Below are 17501 nucleotides of genomic sequence, written 5' to 3' on the forward strand. Positions count from 1 at the left end.
GAAGCAAAAGCTAAGAGACAAGATTCGGTTAAGCCAAAAATAACAGATATAAAGGTTGAGAAGTGACAAATAAAGTAGGCGAATGCCCTTGCTGCAAAAGAGACACACGCCTTACGTTTCATCATTTAATCCCACGAAAAATGCACCGTCGTAACTTCTTTAAAAAGCATTTCACCAAATCAGAATTGCAAACCGGTATTTATATTTGTAGGCAATGTCATAGTGGCATCCATCGATTTTATGATGAGATGACGTTAGCTAAACACTTTTATACTTTGCCGCTTTTGCTTGAAGACGAGCAGCTAGCCACGTTTTTTCGTTGGGTCGCGAAGCAGAGAGTACGAGTATAAAGTGCGGATGGGAGAAGTAGAACCTTGTGTAGGCGCTGTATTTAATTTGATTAAATGGGCTGTATAAATATACACTGCCAAAGATTTCACAGCCAAAGATGCACCATGCGAAAAGATTTACCGCCCCGTTATTATCTAACACACTTTCACGAATTCCTTGGGTTCTTCGAGGGAGCAAACCGTGCGCTGTTAAGCGATGAAGCTACTGGCTTTATAGAACGCTTCAGGGCATTGGATGACGACAAGCAATGCATTGTGGTGAGAGCTGCCAATCGCAAGTACGCGGTAATAGATAGAAGTCAGTTTAATTACAGCGAAGTTAGCACGCCGCAGGAGCAGATAGACTGGTTAAAGGTAAATGGTTGGTTTGGCGACCTGTCTCATGCTTCGTTAAATGATATTGCGGGTGTATTAACAAAAGACGCACTGCTTGCGTTACTCGCCGAGTATGGCAGTACACAGGGTCTTTCTTCATTGACCAAACCAAAGTTGGTTACAAGGCTGAAAGAGCACATTTCAACCCACGGTTGGCCTGAGCAGTTATCACTTGAAAATTATCTAGTGTGTCTCTTTGATAGTGCGCTTCGTTTTCTGCTTTTTATTTATTTCGGCAACACAAAAAGCCGCCTGAATCAATTTTCTATGCGCGATCTTGGCGTAATGAGAACGCGCTCTGATTCAGTTACCGACACGGCCCGTTTTGATACCAAGGAAGACGCTCTAGCAGCATGGTTCTACGCTAACCACTACAGTCAGTTGGCGTTTTATAACGATGATATGCTGCTTGCAACCGCAGAGGCAGACTTTCCAGAAACAGAAGGCGTATCGGCAAGTTTTTATCGCGATCAATGTCTTTATGCGCTTGGACTCAAACTATTGGCAATAGACCGCCCAAAAGGGTTAGGTATTCTGCAACAGGCACAAAGCGACAAAGCAAAGGAAAAGTGGTTAAGGGAAAGTTACAAAGACGGTAACGAGGATGGCGTAAAGCAGGTGCTTGAAGACATCATAGATAATCCCCAGTCGGATACACTGCTGGCTTTTGCTGAAGATTTTTATGCTCGCAAATATCATAAAAAGCGCACCAGTGCGGTGACTGACATGCTCAGAAACGCAAGCCGAACGCTTGATATTGATGTGAGTCAAAACCAGCAGGTAGAGCGAGGTGTTTTAGCCCACTACGCAAGGCAAGGAATTGAGGGCTGGCGTACAGAGAATCGGTTGTGGCGTAGTTTGTTTGGCCTTACGTTTTGGAAGCAGCTTTACGAAGAGGATACGCTGGTTACTGAATTTGATCGCAGGCCACTTTCGCTAAAGCAAAACAACTTTTATGCAAAGTTTGAACTTAGTATTGAAGACCTACTGCGCAAGCTCGATACTAAAGAAAAGTTGCGATTCCACCTTCATAAAATGGCGACCCAGCATTATGGCAAAGTAAACAGTTTGTTTATGTGGTCAAGCTATTTGCTAACGCCAATTGAAGCACTAATAAAGCATGGTTCACTTGAGGTAATTTACACCTTACTACGAATGATGTGTAAAGACTTCGCCAACCTGAGGGACGGATTCCCCGACATTATGGTGTTTGATAACACCCTTCGCTTTGAAGAGATAAAGGCCCCTGGCGATCAACTTCGACGTAACCAACTTGTGTCTATCCAGCGTTTGCAGCAAGCGGGGTTTGATGTAGCCGTTACAACTGTTAATTGGATACGGGATCCGGAACAACCTTATGTTGTCGTAGACATTGAAACAACAGGTGGCAATAACAGTTACAACCGCATTACGGAAATAGGCATGGTGAAGCTTGTGGCTGGACAGGAGGTAGACAGGTTTCAAACCCTTCTTAATCCTCAGCGCCGTATCCCCAGCAATATTACCAAGCTTACCGGTATTTCAGACGACATGGTGGCTGACGCGCCACTGTTTTCTGAAGTGGCGGATCATATCGCAAGTTTTACTCAGGATGCTGTGTTTGTTGCACATAACGTTAACTTTGATTATGGATTCATTAAACAAGAGTTTGCTCGATTAGAGCAATCGTTTAGAAGGCCTAAAATGTGTACCGTGCGCGAGATGCGTCGAACTTACCCTGGCCTACCGTCCTATTCGCTAGCCAACTTGACCAAACATTTCCATATCGAAATGGAGCGACATCACCGTGCACTGAGTGATGCCGTAGCAGCTGCAGAGCTTTTAAAGCTAGCGTTTGAAAAAGACGATGAGACTATTATTGCTAACGTTAGCGAGTAAGTTAGCAACACGGAATTTATGGTTTTTACTGAACGAAATCGTTCCTTATAGAGTAAATATTGAAGTTTAAAAGTACTTATTGAGATGTTTGAGATGGCACTTACTGAAGAGCAAGAATCACGAGTTATAGAAATGGCATGGGAAGACCGCACCCCATTTGAAGCTATTGAGCGTTTGTTTGGCCTACCCGAGAAAGACGTAATAAAGCTCATGCGTAAAAACCTCAAGCAAAAAACCTTCAAAAACTGGCGTGAGAGAGTGTCGGGTAGAAAGACAAAACATGCGAGCTTGCGACCAGAAGGCGTGGATAGAGGTTACTGCCCTTCTCAATACAAATATAAAGGTGCTAACAAGTAAATATCAACAATCATGTCGTCACCCAACGCTCGGGTTGTGGTGGATTAAACAGCATATCAGCGCATGTAATTAAGAGCTCTTAGGTCACTTCTTGGGCGGTGATATTGCAGTAATTGGCAAGAGAAAAGCAGTGAGCTGTTGTCGCAACGGGGTTGGAAATACGATGGTGTTGTCTGATAATAAAATGCTTTTAGCGTGGTGGACTTGGCGAAGGAGGTTTGAATAGGTGTCGTTGTTATTTTGAATGTCCTCCACTTTTGTCATCATAAGTTCAATAAACTCTCCAGGCTTTAAGTTATCTTGTTTCTTTATCTCAAGGGCTAACGCTTTTATGACATAGGTTTCCCATTCTTTTCGGTAGCTCTCATTTAACCGTTCCGGGTAGAGAGCTAAGTCGGCTATATCTTGAGCGAGGTCGACAATGTCGAGTGGATCATCAAATAACACTCGAAATGCGAGGAGCGTTTCATCTGAAAGACGAGAAATTGGTAGTTGTTCTTTAAATTGGGCATAACGACTAGACACAAACACACCTTGATATTTCTTCAGGTCAAACAATGGATACATCAATAAGACAGAACAAGCTCTCTTATTAGTCTAAAGTCTAATAAATCTGCCGAGGACTTTAAAGCGTCTGAAATTAAAAATAAGTAATTAATTACAACTGAACTCCTAGCAGTCTACCCCCGTAATCTATTATGCACTGTTAAAGTGTGTACGCGTTCTTGCTGTTTGGCCCATCGTTTGATGGGCCTTTTTTTTGAATGGCGTTATGCTTGGCTGTCAGCCCTCGAAAGACAGCTTGATACCTGCTAACAGTCGGCTTACGCTATTAACAATGTCTGTTCTCACAAACCACTCAACATCATGTTTTTTCGAAAGAACACCACTGAATTCCAACGAACCTCCATGGCCTGTACCTAAAAAGTCTTCTATGAGTTCGGCACGCTCGCCAAAACGATTATCTATGTAAGAATAATATGCAAAATATTCGATAGGATAAGAAGTGTTGAGAAAGCCTGTTGCAAGCTCACCACTTGTCCCAACTACGAACTTAGCAGCGCTTTCGTCAGTCCGCTGAACAAGTTCTACAAAGGCGGTATCTTCATCATTAATTCGAAAGCGATATTCAGCCCGTACAAACGTTCCATTGAGCATTTTTTCAAAACTTGCTTCATAACTGTGACGCTGCCCCATTTTTGCCGAGTACTCAATTTCAAAATAATCGTCTTCTTCGCCAATATTAAATGCTTCATTCGCCTGTGCATTTGCTAATTGCCCCACCACTATTTCAATGGCCGTATCGTCTTTGAGCTGTCGGACGTGTCGAACCCCCGTTATCCAGCCATCTTTAGAAAGTCCTGTAGATGAAACCCTGCCTTTGTAGGTTGGAATAACGCCAAACTCAGTCTTACCAAAGTCATTTTTGTGTCTTACATATAGACGACGCGGATAAAGGTAATCTGTAGTATCGCTACCGAATGTATTGTGGCTAGAAGAAAAGTCCTCTCCGGTAACAATAAAGCTGTGAACGGACAGAGATGGCGAGAGTGCGATAGAGGGATAGTAACGTAAACGGTATTGCTCTCTGCTGGGCCTGTTGGAGCGATCGTCATAGCGTATCTGTACATCAAGTTTATGTGAAAAAGATGGGGAAAACCCATTCGCGTAAGCATTGGTTAACGGGCAAGACAAAAGCGGTGTGATAAGCAATATAAAAAAACGCACTCGTAGACTCTTAAGCAGTGAATTTATCTACGTTTATACATTAAATCCTGTTAATTGGGTAACGAGTTGGTATTGATGAAAAATAAAAAAAGCCGGCAGGGATGCCGGCACAAGTGGAGTGGGGCTCCAATAAAAGTAATACCAATCCACATAGATAATTACCCACTCAGCGAGAGTTAAAATGTTCGTAATCGCGGTGTGTTACCGCAGGTATAGTGGTTCTACACCAAGGTGACTCAACAAAGAGTACGGACATTTTAAACTCGCCCTTCGGGAAGGTCTGGCAAGCTTCCTAGCTTCATTCTGGGAATTTGAAAGGGAGCAGCCATTCCTGCATTCCCACGCTTCGCTAGGAAACTTGCCAGCGCCTTCTGAGTGGGCACTTATCTATGCGGATTGGTATAAACACACAAAATTTCAAAACCTAGGGAGATGTCTTAAAACTTGTGGCTAGTTTAGATTGATGTGTTAAATAGTAAAATCGTTAAAAATTGATTGTGCTAATCGAAAAATTAGAAGACGCTGAATAGCGAATAGCGAATAGCGAATAGCGAATAGCGAATAGCGAATAGCGAATAGCGAATAGCGAATAGCGAATAGCGAATAGCGAATAGCGAATAGCGAATAGCGAATAGCGAATAGCGAATAGCGAATAGCGAATAGCGAAAAGAAAATTGGGCTACACAAAAAACACCGTGTAGCCCAAAGGGGGGATTAGGCTAGGCCTAGCTTCTTCTCAAGGTAGTGGATGTTGGTTCCACCAGCGAAGAAGTTTTCATCAGCCATAATGGCACGTTGAAGCGGGATATTCGTTTTAATTCCTTCAACTACAATCTCTTCAAGTGCGTGGCGCATACGAGCGATTGCTTCGTCTCGGCTTTCACCATAAGTGATAAGCTTACCAATCATAGAGTCGTAGTAAGGCGGTACGTGGTAGCCCGCGTAAATGTGCGACTCCCAGCGAATACCCAAGCCACCTGGCGCGTGGAACATGGTGATAGGACCAGGGCTTGGAATGAAGGTTTTTGGATCTTCTGCATTAATTCGGCATTCAATGGCGTGGCCACGAATTTGAATTTGCGACTGGTCGATAGACAGTGGCTGACCAGCAGCAATGCGAAGCTGTTCTTTAATGAGATCAACGCCTGTAATCATTTCAGATACAGGGTGCTCTACCTGAATACGAGTATTCATTTCAATGAAATAGAATTCGCCATTTTCATATAAGAACTCGAACGTACCTGCGCCGCGGTAGCCAATTTCAACACAGGCTCTGCGGCAGCGATCGCCAATTTTGGTGCGCATTTGCTCAGAGATACCTGGTGCCGGAGCTTCTTCAACGACCTTCTGGTGACGACGCTGCATTGAACAGTCGCGCTCACCTAAGTGGATGGCGTTGCCTTGTCCATCGGCTAGTACCTGAATTTCAACGTGACGTGGGTTCTCAAGGAATTTTTCCATGTAAACCGTTGAGTTACCAAAGGCAGCGCCAGCTTCAGCCTGCGTTGTTTCAATGGCTTTAATCAGTTCAGCTTCGCTGCGAACCACGCGCATACCACGCCCACCGCCGCCGCCCGCAGCTTTAACGATGATAGGGTAGCCAATGCGCTTAGCAATGGCTTTGTTGCGCTCTACGTCATCTGTTAGCGGCCCGTCAGAGCCTGGCACACAAGGTACCCCTGCTTTTTTCATTGCATTGATAGCAGAAACTTTGTCACCCATTAGGTTAATGGTTTCGGGTTTAGGGCCAATGAAAATAAAGCCGCTTTTTTCTACCGCTTCAGCAAAGTCTGCGTTTTCCGCTAGAAAACCGTAACCTGGGTGAATAGCGATTGAATTTGTGACCTCGGCCGCAGCGATGATGCGCGGTATATTAAGGTAGCTTTCGGTTGCCGATGCTTTACCAATACAAATTGATTCATCAGCTAGCAACACGTGCTTCAAGTTTTTATCCGCAGTAGAGTGCACGGCTACGGTTTTGATGCCTAGTTCTTTACAGGCTCTCAAAATACGTAGGGCAATCTCACCACGGTTAGCAATAAGTACTTTATCTAGCATAGTTAAGCACTCGCTTATTCAATGATGAACATTGGCTGGTCGAATTCGACAGGATCTTGGTTTTCCACCAAGATTGCCTTAACCACACCTGCTTTATCTGCTTCAATTTGGTTCATCATCTTCATGGCTTCAACGATACAAAGCGTGTCGCCAACTTTTACTTGCTGACCCACTTCTGCAAAGGCTTTTGCAGTAGGAGAAGATGCACGGTAGAAAGTACCTACCATAGGAGACTTAACAACGTGACCTTCTGGTTGTGCAGGCTCTGCTGGCGCTTCTGATGCGGTGGTGGCTGCCGCTGCTGGAGCAGGAGCCATTTGTGGTGCAGCAGGCGCTGCAAAACTGTAGTTCATTGGCGCTTGAACACCTGTCGGTCCACGGTGGATGCGTACAGACTCTTCGCCTTCAGTGATCTCTAGCTCGGCAATGCCAGATTCTTCCACTAGTTCGATGAGTTTTTTAATCTTTCTAATATCCATGTTCTGTCTCTGCGTTATTTTAACGATTTCGGTAAATTGATTGCTGCAGTTAGCGCGAGCGAATAACCCATGGCACCAAGGCCAACAATGACGCCAGCTGCAACATCAGAAAAATAAGAATGGTGACGAAACGGTTCGCGGGCATGAACGTTCGACAAATGCACTTCAATAAACGGAATACTGACACTCAACAATGCATCGCGAAGGGCGACGCTGGTGTGCGTGAAAGCAGCAGGATTAATAATAATGGCATCAACTTTACCCATAGCAGCGTGCACGCGTTCAATCAGTTCAAACTCTGCGTTAGACTGAAAGTGCGTTAAGGTCACGTCGCTCGAGGCAGCCTGAGCCTGCAAATCATCAACGATGTCTTGCAAGGTTTGTGTGCCGTACTTTTCGGGTTCTCGTTGGCCTAACATATTTAAGTTAGGGCCGTTCAGTAACATAATGTTCATCTAGTTTGCTGCTATCTTCGGGAAAAAATCACTGTTTTCGTCATTTCAACAAATTTTTGTGACAGTTGCACGAAAAAACGCCAATTTATTTTCTCATTTATTGTGTTAACTGATGATTATAGTGATAGATAAAGTTTTCGCAGCAAAATACTGGTCTAATCAGGTGTTTTCGCCGCAAAGTTTAAGTGGTGGTTTTGGGCGTGAACCCGCAGCAAGCTGTGTGATTCAGTGGTATTGGTTACACGAGTTAGAGAGAGGTGTCGGCAAGAGAAAAGGGAACGCTAACGTATTTACCGTGAAACTTAGCCGCATAAACAGCGAAGTGGAGGTGAGGCAACGAAGAGAAGCCCGTGTTGCCGGTATAGCCGATTAGTTGTCCCCGCTGCACGGTTTGCCCTCGCGTTACTACCGCTCCTTTGTGCTTAAGATGATAGTATTCACCGGTTGTACCGTCACTATGAAGAACAACAACATAATTAGCGTATTTAGCAAGTTCGGGCGATGGCCCGCCTTTATCGCCATCGTCTTTTGTGTCTATGACCACGCCCTCACGCGCTGCTAGAACAGGAGTGCCCACAGGCGCGGCAAAGTCGAGCGCAAATCTCGACGCTCCAGAATGGGTAAAGGTACCATTGAAACCCTGAACAATACTGTATTTACTGGCAGGCTGCAGGGGAGAAAGATAGGTATAAGTATCGTCATGCTTCGCATCTATTCGCCCCACCGTCCATTTAACGCGCATGGTTTCCCAAAATGTTTCAGGTTCTTCTATTACACCTAAAGGTATAGGGTTGTCTGTATTTAAAAACGCGTTGGCATGAAATAGGGACTTTAGTGACTTTTCTTGAGACGGTATTTGTAACAGTTCATCGGAATACAGCGTGAGCGCTACTGGAAAAGAGACTTTTCGTTGAACAGAGACAAGATAAAGGGAAGTGGATGAAGGGGTGAGTTTGAAGCAAAAACGCTTATTATCAAAACAGCCTGTCGTTTTCGCTAAAACATGCGAGGAGAGCAAACAACAAAAACTAACAATGATTACAATTAAGAATAGCCATATGAGGCGACCCTTAACAAAATTGATAAGGGCCGTGCTTCCTGTAGGGAAATCCGATGATTTAGTCAGGGCTAATATTCCCACGGCTACTGTCATCGAGTGTTTGGTTTAGCCATTCATCAGCATGACTAGCAAAGGCTTTTGCTTTCATAAACCCGGTTACGCGAGCTTTTTCTATTTCATCACCATTTTTATCAAAGAATAAAATAGTAGGTAGACCAAGGACGTTGAAGGTATCGAAAATCTCCTGGCGTTCTGGTGTGTTATCGGTAAGGTCCATTTGCATCCACACCGTGTTGCTAAGCGCTGTAACCACTTTCTGGTCAGGGAAGGTGTATTTTTCAAATTCCTTACAGGCCACACACCAGTCTGCGTAGAGATCAACCATTACGGTTTTTCCATTGGCGTTAGCGGCATCTATTTTATTGCGTAAATCCGCTAAATCTCTTGCAATAACAAAGTCTGGGTGACCCACATGGTTACCGTCGGTACTTTCGCCCCACAACCCAGTGTTAAGCCCCGCTTGATAGGTAAGACCTGCGCTGCCCATGATACCTACTGCAACCAACACAGCGCGCAGTAGCTTCATCAAAGAATTTTTACTAGCGCGATTAAGTGCCCAGTAATAACCAAATAGACCAAAGCCTAACAGGCCCCAGAGAAAGCCAGTGGCAGGGCTGTTGTAGAGACGCTCAATAAACACAATAGCCACCGCCAGCATCATAAAGCCGAAGGTTACTTTGACCACATTCATCCAGTTACCCGCTTTTGGAAGCAGTTTTCCGCCGGTCATACCAAAGAGAATGAGCGGAACGCCCATGCCTATACTTAACAGGTAAAGGGAAATAAAGCCGAGCGTCATATCGCCCGTTTGAGCAATAAATAACAAAATACCGGTGAGCGGTGCAGTAGTGCAGGGCGATGCAATAAGGCCAGACAATACGCCCATAACAAACACACCTGCGAAACTGCCGGGTGTTTGGTTGTTACTCATGTGAGTTAGCTTTTCTTGATACTTTGCGGGAAGCTGAATTTCAAAACCACCAAACAAGGCAACGGCAAGCGCCACAAACAGAACAATGAACACACCCAGCACCACAGGGTGTTGCAAGGCAGCCTGAAACTGGGCACCTGCCACAGCAACCACCAAACCAAGCAATGAGTAGGTGATCGCCATACCCTGAACGTAAACAAAGGTTAACCAGAACGAATGCGATGCGGTTTTAGGTTTGCCCCGACCAATAACGATACCCGAGACAATGGGGTACATAGGAAACACACAAGGGGTAAAAGCCAGTCCTACACCTAGAGCGAAAAATAAAGCAAGAGTAAGGGCAATATTATCTTTATCGATAAGCTGTTGGGCTAGGTCAAACTGCTCGCTTTGCGAAGAGGTTGATGTGTTATTTGATCCCGACGCCGCATCTATACTAGCCGGCGCGCTGCGTCCTACTTCATTTAGGTATACGACTTTAACCGTTGGTGGGTAACAAAGCCCGGCGTCAGCGCAGCCCTGATACCGAACTTTAACTACGCCGTCACTGCCCGCCGATTCGATAGGCAAAGTAATAGATACGCCGTCGTAAAATACCTCAGATTCGCCGAAAAACTCATCTTCAATCATTACCCCGCTTGGGAAAGCGGGCTCGCCAATTTCAGCTTCTTTAGCCACGAACTTGAATTGCTTTCGGTACAGATAATAGCCGTCTGCAATATCGAAGGTAAGCCTTAACGTGTTTTCTTTTTGATTAAAGTCGAAAGCAAACGCTTGTTCTACGTCTAAAAACTGTGGTTCGTCTGCAAAGGGATCATCGAATGCACTGGGTACCTGCGCAAAAGAAACTGCACTGAACATCGACATGAAACAAAGCACTAAGATGACATGTGCGGTAAACCGGCGGTACAGTGGCGCTACTGGCAGATTGGTTGGCATGAGAAACGTAGTCATAAGGTCAAATTTCATTATTCTCTATTTTTCTTTTTGATTATTTTTGTTCAGTTAACGTTGCAACGTGGTTTGTAACCAATGGCCGTAAGCGCTGCTTGCTTCGGCATTAAGTTCTAACCACTCAGGAACATCGTAGGGATGAAGTTCGCTTACCCTATCAAATGCCTGAAGAACATTTTGTGTGTTGGTTTTGATGAGAAGCTGGCATTCCCTGTCGCTTTCTATCTTTCCCTGCCATTCATACACTGACTCGATCCCCTTAATAATATTTACGCAGGCGGCGAGTTTTTCTTCAACAAGTGCGCGAGCAATTAACTGTGCCGTCGTCTCATCTGGTGCAGTGCACAATACAAGCTTAATTGTCATGGCATCTTCTACCTATATGCATATTTTACGTGGTCGTTATGGCGTAACTAAACAGACCTAAATAGGGCCTTCATTCTTTCACAAACAAAGTATATCACGGTCGCAATCGGTCGCTTTAAGTGACTATTTAAGCGAAATGATGGGCACCTTTTCTTGTTATTACGTACAAAGTCACTATAACGGGTTATGAATACATGAAAGAGGAAAAGTTTTGCGGGTTTTATTTTTATTGTTTGCCCTATTACCTATTTTAGAGATTGCGCTGCTGATTAATGTGGGAAGCGTGATTGGCGGTTGGAATACCGTAGGCTTGGTTATTTTATCAGCATTTATCGGTGCGTACTTTGTTAAACGCGAAGGTGTAAGTACGTTGCAGACTGCACAAGAAAAAATGCAGCGAAACGAAGTGCCTGGAAAGGAACTCGTTGAAGGTCTTATGCTTGTTGTCGCCGGTATTTTATTAGTTACGCCGGGATTTATAACGGATATTTTTGGTTTCTTGTTAGCCATGCCGGGCTCCCGTCATTTCTTTGCGGCACAAGTTAGCAAGCACATGAAAATGCGCGTCGTTACGCCAGGCATGGGGCCTGGTTTTGGGCAAGGCCAATCACCTTTTGGTCAGAGTCCGTTTGGCGAGAGACCCGGACAAGGTCAAAGCGGTGACGATATCATCGAAGGCGAATACACCGATCACACCACTAACGACCCTGATAAACGATTGAAATAAGCTTTTCTTACTGCCAACGTGTTTGACTCATTTTCACTTGTACGCCGTTTAGCAGAATAAACGGCGTTTATATTTTGCCTTCCAAGTAAAATCTTCTAAGAAAAATAAATATTTAGCGAAAAAACCAATTTTTTTACATTTTTTTGCTTAAAAACCCTTGAAGTTATCTGGGTACTACCCCATCTATCCGTGCAGAAACGATTTTAACTGCTCAGCAATGAGCAACCCAAGCACACAACATTCAGACAGTCTGGGTGTTGGTAACTACATAACTTTGAATAGTGGAATTTTCAGGAGACTTGAAAATGGCAATTCGTCCTTTACACGACCGCGTAATCCTTAAGCGCGCAGAGCAAGAAAGCAAATCTGCAGGCGGTATCGTTCTGACTGGTTCTGCAGCAGAAAAATCTACACGCGGTGAAGTAATCGCAGTAGGTAACGGTCGCATCCTTGAGAACGGTGAAGTAAAAGCGCTAGACGTTAAAGTTGGCGACACCGTTATTTTCAACGACGGTTACGGCGTAAAAACAGAAAAGCTGGATGGTGAAGAAGTACTTATCCTAAGCGAAAGCGACATTCTAGCGATTGTTGAGTAATTACAACTAACGTTAAAACGAATTTTAGAGGAATTTAATCATGGCAGCTAAAGAAGTACGTTTTGGTGATGACGCTCGCAGTAAAATGCTAAAAGGCGTAAACATTCTAGCGAACGCAGTAAAAGTAACACTAGGTCCGAAAGGCCGTAACGTTGTTCTAGACAAGTCATTTGGTGCTCCAACCATCACTAAAGATGGTGTATCTGTAGCGAAAGAAATCGAACTTGAAGACAAGTTTGAGAATATGGGCGCGCAGATGGTTAAAGAAGTAGCGTCTAAAGCGAACGACGAAGCGGGTGACGGTACTACTACTGCAACTGTATTAGCGCAAGCAATCGTAACTGAAGGTCTTAAGAGTGTTGCAGCGGGTATGAACCCAATGGATCTTAAGCGCGGTATCGACAAAGCAGTTATTGCCGCAGTTGAAGAGCTAAAAGCCCTTTCTACTGACTGTGCAGACAGCAAGTCTATCGCTCAAGTAGGTACTATCTCTGCAAACTCTGATTCAGAAGTGGGCGACATCATTGCACAAGCAATGGAAAAAGTGGGTAAAGAAGGTGTTATCACCGTAGAAGAAGGTCAGGCACTTCAAAACGAACTAGACGTTGTTGAAGGTATGCAGTTCGACCGCGGTTACCTGTCTCCTTACTTCATTAACAATCAAGAAAACGGTACTGTTGAACTAGACAACCCGTTCATCCTATTGGTTGACAAGAAGATTTCTAACATCCGCGAACTACTTCCTACCCTTGAAGGCGTAGCGAAAGCTGGTAAGCCGCTAATGATCATCGCTGAAGATGTTGAAGGCGAAGCGCTAGCTACACTAGTAGTTAACAACATGCGCGGTATTGTTAAAGTTGCAGCGGTTAAAGCACCTGGTTTTGGTGACCGTCGTAAAGCAATGCTTCAAGACATCGCTATCCTAACTGGCGGTACAGTAATCTCTGAAGAGATTGGTCTAGACCTTGAAAAAGTTCAGCTTGAAGACCTAGGTACTGCTAAGCGCGTAGTTATCAACAAAGACAACACAACTGTTGTTGACGGTAACGGCGACCAAGAAGCGATTGAAGGCCGTTGTGCTCAAATCAAAGGTCAAATTGAAGAGTCTTCGTCTGACTACGACAAAGAGAAGCTTCAAGAGCGTCTAGCTAAGCTTTCAGGCGGTGTTGCAGTAATTAAAGTTGGTGCAGCAACTGAAGTTGAAATGAAAGAGAAGAAAGACCGCGTAGAAGATGCACTACATGCAACTCGCGCAGCGGTTGAAGAAGGTGTGGTACCTGGTGGTGGTGTAGCACTAGTTCGTGCGGCAGCTAAACTTGCTGACCTTACTGGCGACAACGAAGACCAAACCGTAGGTATTAAGCTTGCACTACGTGCAATGGAAGCGCCTCTACGTCAAATCTCTATCAACTCAGGTGCAGAAGCATCTGTAGTAGTTAACGCAGTGAAGAACGGCGAAGGTAACTACGGTTACAACGCAGGCAACGACACTTACGGCGACATGCTAGAGATGGGTATCCTTGACCCAACTAAAGTAACGCGCTCTGCACTTCAGTTCGCATCTTCAATTGCTTCACTAATGATCACAACTGAAGCAATGGTAGCTGAACTACCTAAAGATGACGGACCAGCAATGCCTGATATGGGCGGCATGGGCGGAATGGGCGGCATGATGTAATCCCCCCAAGCTTAACGCTTAAACGAAAAGCGCAGCTCTTAGAGCTGCGCTTTTTTGTATCTATTGCTCCGCAAAAGTTTATAGGCTAAGTCTTAATTTAGACATGATAGGGAAGTAGAGAGTAAAGCACTTGGTCACCTGAATCTGGTAGACAAAAAGCATTCGCTTAAACCTGGTATGCCCGCTTCAAGCGAGTGGGAGTCGTTCTGATTAAGAAATTCTAGGTCTTAGCTAGTTTGAATACTAGCTAAGACCTTTCTGTTCTCTTTATCAATCCTACTCACCTAGCTTTTACATGTCGTATCGATACGTATCATTCACGAATAGAACGTGAGTGGTTTACTGGGGTATACTTAACAAGCACGATTTAATTCCAAAAAACTACGATACTCATTAGGTCCCAGTCATGGCAACGGCATCCGCACTTCACATTTTGGTTAAAACAGAGAAAGAAGCGCTTTCTATTTTAGAGCAGCTTAAAAAAGGCAAGGACTTTGCGATGTTGGCGAAGCGCCATTCCAAATGTCCGTCAGGCAAGCGTGGGGGCGACCTTGGTGAGTTTCGTCGAGGCCAAATGGTGAAAGCCTTCGACGATGTGGTATTCAAAAAAGACGTGCTAAAAGTACATGGGCCGGTGAAAACACGCTTCGGGTATCACCTGATTAAAACGCTTTATCGTAGTAACTAACGCTTCTACATAGAAAACTGTAGGGAAACCGAAGTAAGGGTGACATTTTTTAGCTAAACGTTATTAGCTAAACATAAATCTTCTACAGCCGGATATATTGCGCTGCTAATTACCCGGTTCCCACTTTTCACCGCATACCGTTTTTTCTGTAAATATGGAATAAGGACTGCTAGCGTCGTGAAGTTGGCTGCGCAGTGCTGCGCCGTGATCCACAGAGATAAATGGAGTCTCGGACGCTTTCCCTTGTTCATCTAGCATAAAATAGTTACTGGTATAGCTTGTCAACATCATGCGGTTATCGTGACCGAAATCGCTTAAGCGAACTTGGGTGATAGCTTTAAATTTAGCGTTAGGGTTTGAAAGACCTACTATTTTCTTAAAAAAGTAACCTTTATCAGTTTGAAGTTGTGAAAAGCCGTTTAAGGTATTTATTAACGCTTTTACGTCGATGGCTTCGCGCTGTAGCATAAAGTCGTGATGAATAGCATTGCCATCTTTTCTTAAGCTTTCTTCTGAAGGCATTTTACCCGCAGTGTAAGCTTGTTCAGACTCCAGTGATGAAAGGTATGCTTGTCCTTCTTCTCCATAGTGGAGTAACGCTTTGGTGTTCATGTTCACGTAATAATCGCTAATTCCAGCAGGCACTACTTCAAATAGCATAACATCGGGAGTTACAGCGCCTCGCTCTTCTGGCGTTTGAGGCCCTTTGACTACGCACTTGTCGGAAATAAAATAGTAATATTGGCCCGCTTCAATGGCGAAAGCTGTGTTAGATAGCACCGCGCTGATGGTCAGAAATAGTAGTCTAGAAGTGAACTGTTTAAATGCCGTTACAGCACTGCCTATTTGCATATCAAAGAAGCCTTATTGTTTGATGCATTTACATATAATACCAACGCATGCGAACTGGTATAAGGCGTCATTGTAAGGGGTAGTGGGTCAAAGCGCGAGTTAAGCTTTGAAACGCGCTTTAAATTTAGTTTGTAGCCCAATAAAACTAAGTATGCCCTTAAGACTCAAGTCCACCGTTAGCGGGGGCGAAGGACAATGGTGTCGCTAGAGTAGTCTGTCGATATCTGTAAATTGTCGGCAAGAGCAGCAATAAGCGCGTCTACATCATTGGTATTGAATAGCCCCGCCACTTGCATATTGGCAAGCGCGGCATCGCCTAATACAACGGTTTTATCGGTATATCGGCTAACTTCTTCAATTACGTCAATTAAAGGTTCGCCGCGAAATACAATTTTGCCTTCACGCCAGCTTAAATCATTCGCGATATCTTCATCTGACACTGTCTCAATGGTGCTGTTAGGCAAAGATAAAAGCGACTTCTCACCTTGAACCAACATCAGTGGAATTGCCTGAGGCTTAATTATTGGGTCAATAATGCTCTCGCCGTTGGCCTTGTTAAGTGTATAGCTGGCGACCTCGACCACGCCTTCGGTGACTACAAGCTCAAGGTCGCCGCGGTGATATTGCACATTAAATGCAGTACCAACCGCCTGTATAGCTTTACCTGCCGCAAGCACATTAAGTGGACGCGTTTTGTCTTTCGCTACTTCGATATGAAGTTCGCCCTTCACGAGCTGAATAATCCGGGACGTATCCGTAAAAGCAATGTTCACTTGAGAATTCGTATTGAGCCAAAGCGTACTGCCATCCTCTAGAGTAATGTTCTTGTGCTCTCCCGCTTTGGTCGAGACCTGTAACGAGTAGCTTGCGATTTGTGCAGCAGGTGCTGTTTGATGAGATGGCGAGAATAAATTTATTCCCTGAAAGCTTAATAACCCCACTACTAGAAACGAAGCAGCGATAGCTAATGGACGCTTCCAAGATATTGTGTTGCCCGCCTTTTGCTTTACGCTAAGCTCAGGAGTATGAGGCACGATATCAGACAGCTCGCTAAGCACAGACATTTTGTCCCACAAGGCTACCATTTCTAAGAAGGTGTTTCGATGTAACGGCGTAGCAAGCCACGTTTTTAACGCTTCGGTCTCACTGTTATCAAGGCCTCTGTCTAGCTTCACAAGCCACTCACTGGCAGTATCAAGCACGCGCTCATCACTGTTGAATTGAACAACGTTGCTAGAGGTGTCGGTATTGGTCTCGCTCTTCGAGCTATTCATGGGCGTCTCTCTTTACTTCCGCCGTGCTTTGCTGCCCGCTACGTTGATAAGTAGTAGGCCGTGTATGCGATGCTGATTGTCTTCGCATAAATAACGTGCATCGTTTTATACCTTCAGCAATGTGCTTTTCCACGGTTTTTTCACTTATCTCTAATTCTTGGGCGATCTCTTTTAGAGAGTAGCCATACACTTTCTTTAACACAAATGCGCGTCTGCATTGTTTAGGAAGGCCGCGTACTGCATCACAAAACAATTTAAATTCTTGTTGTGTCGCGTTATTGTTAAACGTCTCGTCTTCAGCGCCATTTATGGCACTTTCAAGGGCGGCTTTAACTTCTACGCTATCATCGACCATGCGCGTTTCAGCACGTTTAAGATGGTCGTAAGCCAAATTTTTTGCCGTCTTGAACAAAAACGACTTGGGCTCTTTAATATGCTCAGTTGTTTTTGCCTGACACAAGCGCACATATGTGTCTTGTAGTATGTCATCCACTTCTTTAGGCGGCACAAGACGCGATAGCATTTTGGCCATCGAGCCGCGCGCCGACATATAGGCATTATGTATAGCTGTTTCTATGGGCATATTGTTATTTATTATCGTTGTTAATTAATAAGACGACAGGCACGTGATTTTC

Annotated in this window: 19 protein-coding genes; 6 read left to right on the forward strand and 13 right to left on the reverse strand. The window is 44.5% G+C overall.

The features are described 5' to 3' along the window. Positions 1 to 455: 455 nt before the first annotated feature. Complete coding sequence (locus tag C6Y39_RS17670) at positions 456 to 2603, forward strand: exonuclease domain-containing protein (protein WP_105932534.1); 2148 nt, start codon at positions 456 to 458, stop codon at positions 2601 to 2603. Positions 2604 to 2696: 93 nt separating this feature from the next. Then, positions 2697 to 2960, forward strand: coding sequence for a TIGR03643 family protein (locus C6Y39_RS17675; protein ID WP_105932719.1), 264 nt, complete (start codon positions 2697 to 2699; stop codon positions 2958 to 2960). Positions 2961 to 3044: 84 nt separating this feature from the next. Here the strand turns inward: C6Y39_RS17675 and C6Y39_RS17680 are convergent, their stop codons facing one another. The 10 genes from C6Y39_RS17680 to cutA form a co-directional block, all read right to left on the reverse strand. Then, positions 3045 to 3485, reverse strand: a complete 441-nt coding sequence (locus C6Y39_RS17680) for a hypothetical protein (RefSeq protein ID WP_105932720.1) — start codon at positions 3483 to 3485, stop codon at positions 3045 to 3047. A gap of 258 nt (positions 3486 to 3743) precedes the next feature. After that, positions 3744 to 4688, reverse strand: coding sequence for a hypothetical protein (locus C6Y39_RS17685; protein ID WP_105932535.1), 945 nt, complete (start codon positions 4686 to 4688; stop codon positions 3744 to 3746). Positions 4689 to 4945: 257 nt separating this feature from the next. After that, positions 4946 to 5071 carry a hypothetical protein gene (locus tag C6Y39_RS19010; protein WP_276309306.1) on the reverse strand — a complete coding sequence of 42 codons (126 nt, stop codon included), beginning with the start codon at positions 5069 to 5071 and terminating at the stop codon, positions 4946 to 4948. A gap of 85 nt (positions 5072 to 5156) precedes the next feature. Next, positions 5157 to 5375 carry a hypothetical protein gene (locus tag C6Y39_RS17690; protein WP_105932536.1) on the reverse strand — a complete coding sequence of 73 codons (219 nt, stop codon included), beginning with the start codon at positions 5373 to 5375 and terminating at the stop codon, positions 5157 to 5159. 27 nt (positions 5376 to 5402) lie between these two features. Next, a complete protein-coding gene (accC, locus tag C6Y39_RS17695) occupies positions 5403 to 6746 on the reverse strand; it encodes an acetyl-CoA carboxylase biotin carboxylase subunit (RefSeq protein WP_105932537.1) in 1344 nt (447 codons plus the stop codon). Positions 6747 to 6760: 14 nt separating this feature from the next. Then, positions 6761 to 7225: an acetyl-CoA carboxylase biotin carboxyl carrier protein gene (gene accB, locus C6Y39_RS17700; RefSeq protein ID WP_014951276.1), complete on the reverse strand. Its 465-nt coding sequence runs from the start codon at positions 7223 to 7225 to the stop codon at positions 6761 to 6763. Positions 7226 to 7239: 14 nt separating this feature from the next. Next, positions 7240 to 7680, reverse strand: a complete 441-nt coding sequence (gene aroQ, locus C6Y39_RS17705) for a type II 3-dehydroquinate dehydratase (protein ID WP_105932538.1) — start codon at positions 7678 to 7680, stop codon at positions 7240 to 7242. A 247-nt stretch (positions 7681 to 7927) separates the two neighbouring features. After that, positions 7928 to 8833 (reverse strand): M23 family metallopeptidase, encoded by a 906-nt coding sequence (locus C6Y39_RS17710; RefSeq protein ID WP_105932539.1) that lies wholly within the window; start codon positions 8831 to 8833, stop codon positions 7928 to 7930. Further along, the gene (locus C6Y39_RS17715) at positions 8799 to 10700 is read right to left on the reverse strand and encodes a protein-disulfide reductase DsbD (RefSeq protein ID WP_105932540.1); all 1902 of its coding nucleotides are present in this window, start codon (positions 10698 to 10700) and stop codon (positions 8799 to 8801) included. Before C6Y39_RS17715 ends, C6Y39_RS17710 begins: the two co-directional genes overlap by 35 nt. 36 nt (positions 10701 to 10736) lie before the next feature. Beyond that, positions 10737 to 11051: a divalent-cation tolerance protein CutA gene (gene cutA / locus C6Y39_RS17720; protein WP_105932541.1), complete on the reverse strand. Its 315-nt coding sequence runs from the start codon at positions 11049 to 11051 to the stop codon at positions 10737 to 10739. Between the two features lie 211 nt (positions 11052 to 11262). Here cutA and C6Y39_RS17725 point away from each other — a divergent pair, with 211 nt between their 5' ends. The 4 genes from C6Y39_RS17725 to ppiC all read left to right on the forward strand — a co-directional run bounded on the left by C6Y39_RS17725 (position 11263) and on the right by ppiC (position 14740). Continuing rightward, complete coding sequence (locus tag C6Y39_RS17725) at positions 11263 to 11778, forward strand: FxsA family protein (protein ID WP_105932542.1); 516 nt, start codon at positions 11263 to 11265, stop codon at positions 11776 to 11778. Between the two features lie 305 nt (positions 11779 to 12083). Next, positions 12084 to 12374, forward strand: a complete 291-nt coding sequence (locus tag C6Y39_RS17730; RefSeq protein WP_012520088.1) for a co-chaperone GroES — start codon at positions 12084 to 12086, stop codon at positions 12372 to 12374. Between the two features lie 40 nt (positions 12375 to 12414). Further along, positions 12415 to 14052, forward strand: a complete 1638-nt coding sequence (groL, locus tag C6Y39_RS17735; RefSeq protein ID WP_105932543.1) for a chaperonin GroEL — start codon at positions 12415 to 12417, stop codon at positions 14050 to 14052. Between the two features lie 406 nt (positions 14053 to 14458). Next, complete coding sequence (gene ppiC / locus C6Y39_RS17740) at positions 14459 to 14740, forward strand: peptidylprolyl isomerase PpiC (RefSeq protein WP_105932544.1); 282 nt, start codon at positions 14459 to 14461, stop codon at positions 14738 to 14740. A 105-nt stretch (positions 14741 to 14845) separates the two neighbouring features. Here the strand turns inward: ppiC and C6Y39_RS17745 are convergent, their stop codons facing one another. The 3 genes from C6Y39_RS17745 to C6Y39_RS17755 form a co-directional block, all read right to left on the reverse strand. After that, positions 14846 to 15592, reverse strand: coding sequence for a hypothetical protein (locus tag C6Y39_RS17745; protein WP_105932545.1), 747 nt, complete (start codon positions 15590 to 15592; stop codon positions 14846 to 14848). A gap of 176 nt (positions 15593 to 15768) precedes the next feature. Then, the gene (locus C6Y39_RS17750; RefSeq protein ID WP_105932546.1) at positions 15769 to 16866 is read right to left on the reverse strand and encodes a FecR family protein; all 1098 of its coding nucleotides are present in this window, start codon (positions 16864 to 16866) and stop codon (positions 15769 to 15771) included. Next, on the reverse strand, positions 16859 to 17449 hold the full coding sequence (locus C6Y39_RS17755; protein WP_105932547.1) for a sigma-70 family RNA polymerase sigma factor: 591 nt from the start codon (positions 17447 to 17449) through the stop codon (positions 16859 to 16861). The genes C6Y39_RS17750 and C6Y39_RS17755 overlap by 8 nt, the downstream gene beginning before the upstream one ends. Positions 17450 to 17501 lie beyond the last annotated feature (52 nt).

Origin of the sequence: Alteromonas gracilis, assembly GCF_002993325.1 — a bacterium.
Classification (GTDB): Bacteria; Pseudomonadota; Gammaproteobacteria; order Enterobacterales; family Alteromonadaceae; genus Alteromonas; species Alteromonas gracilis.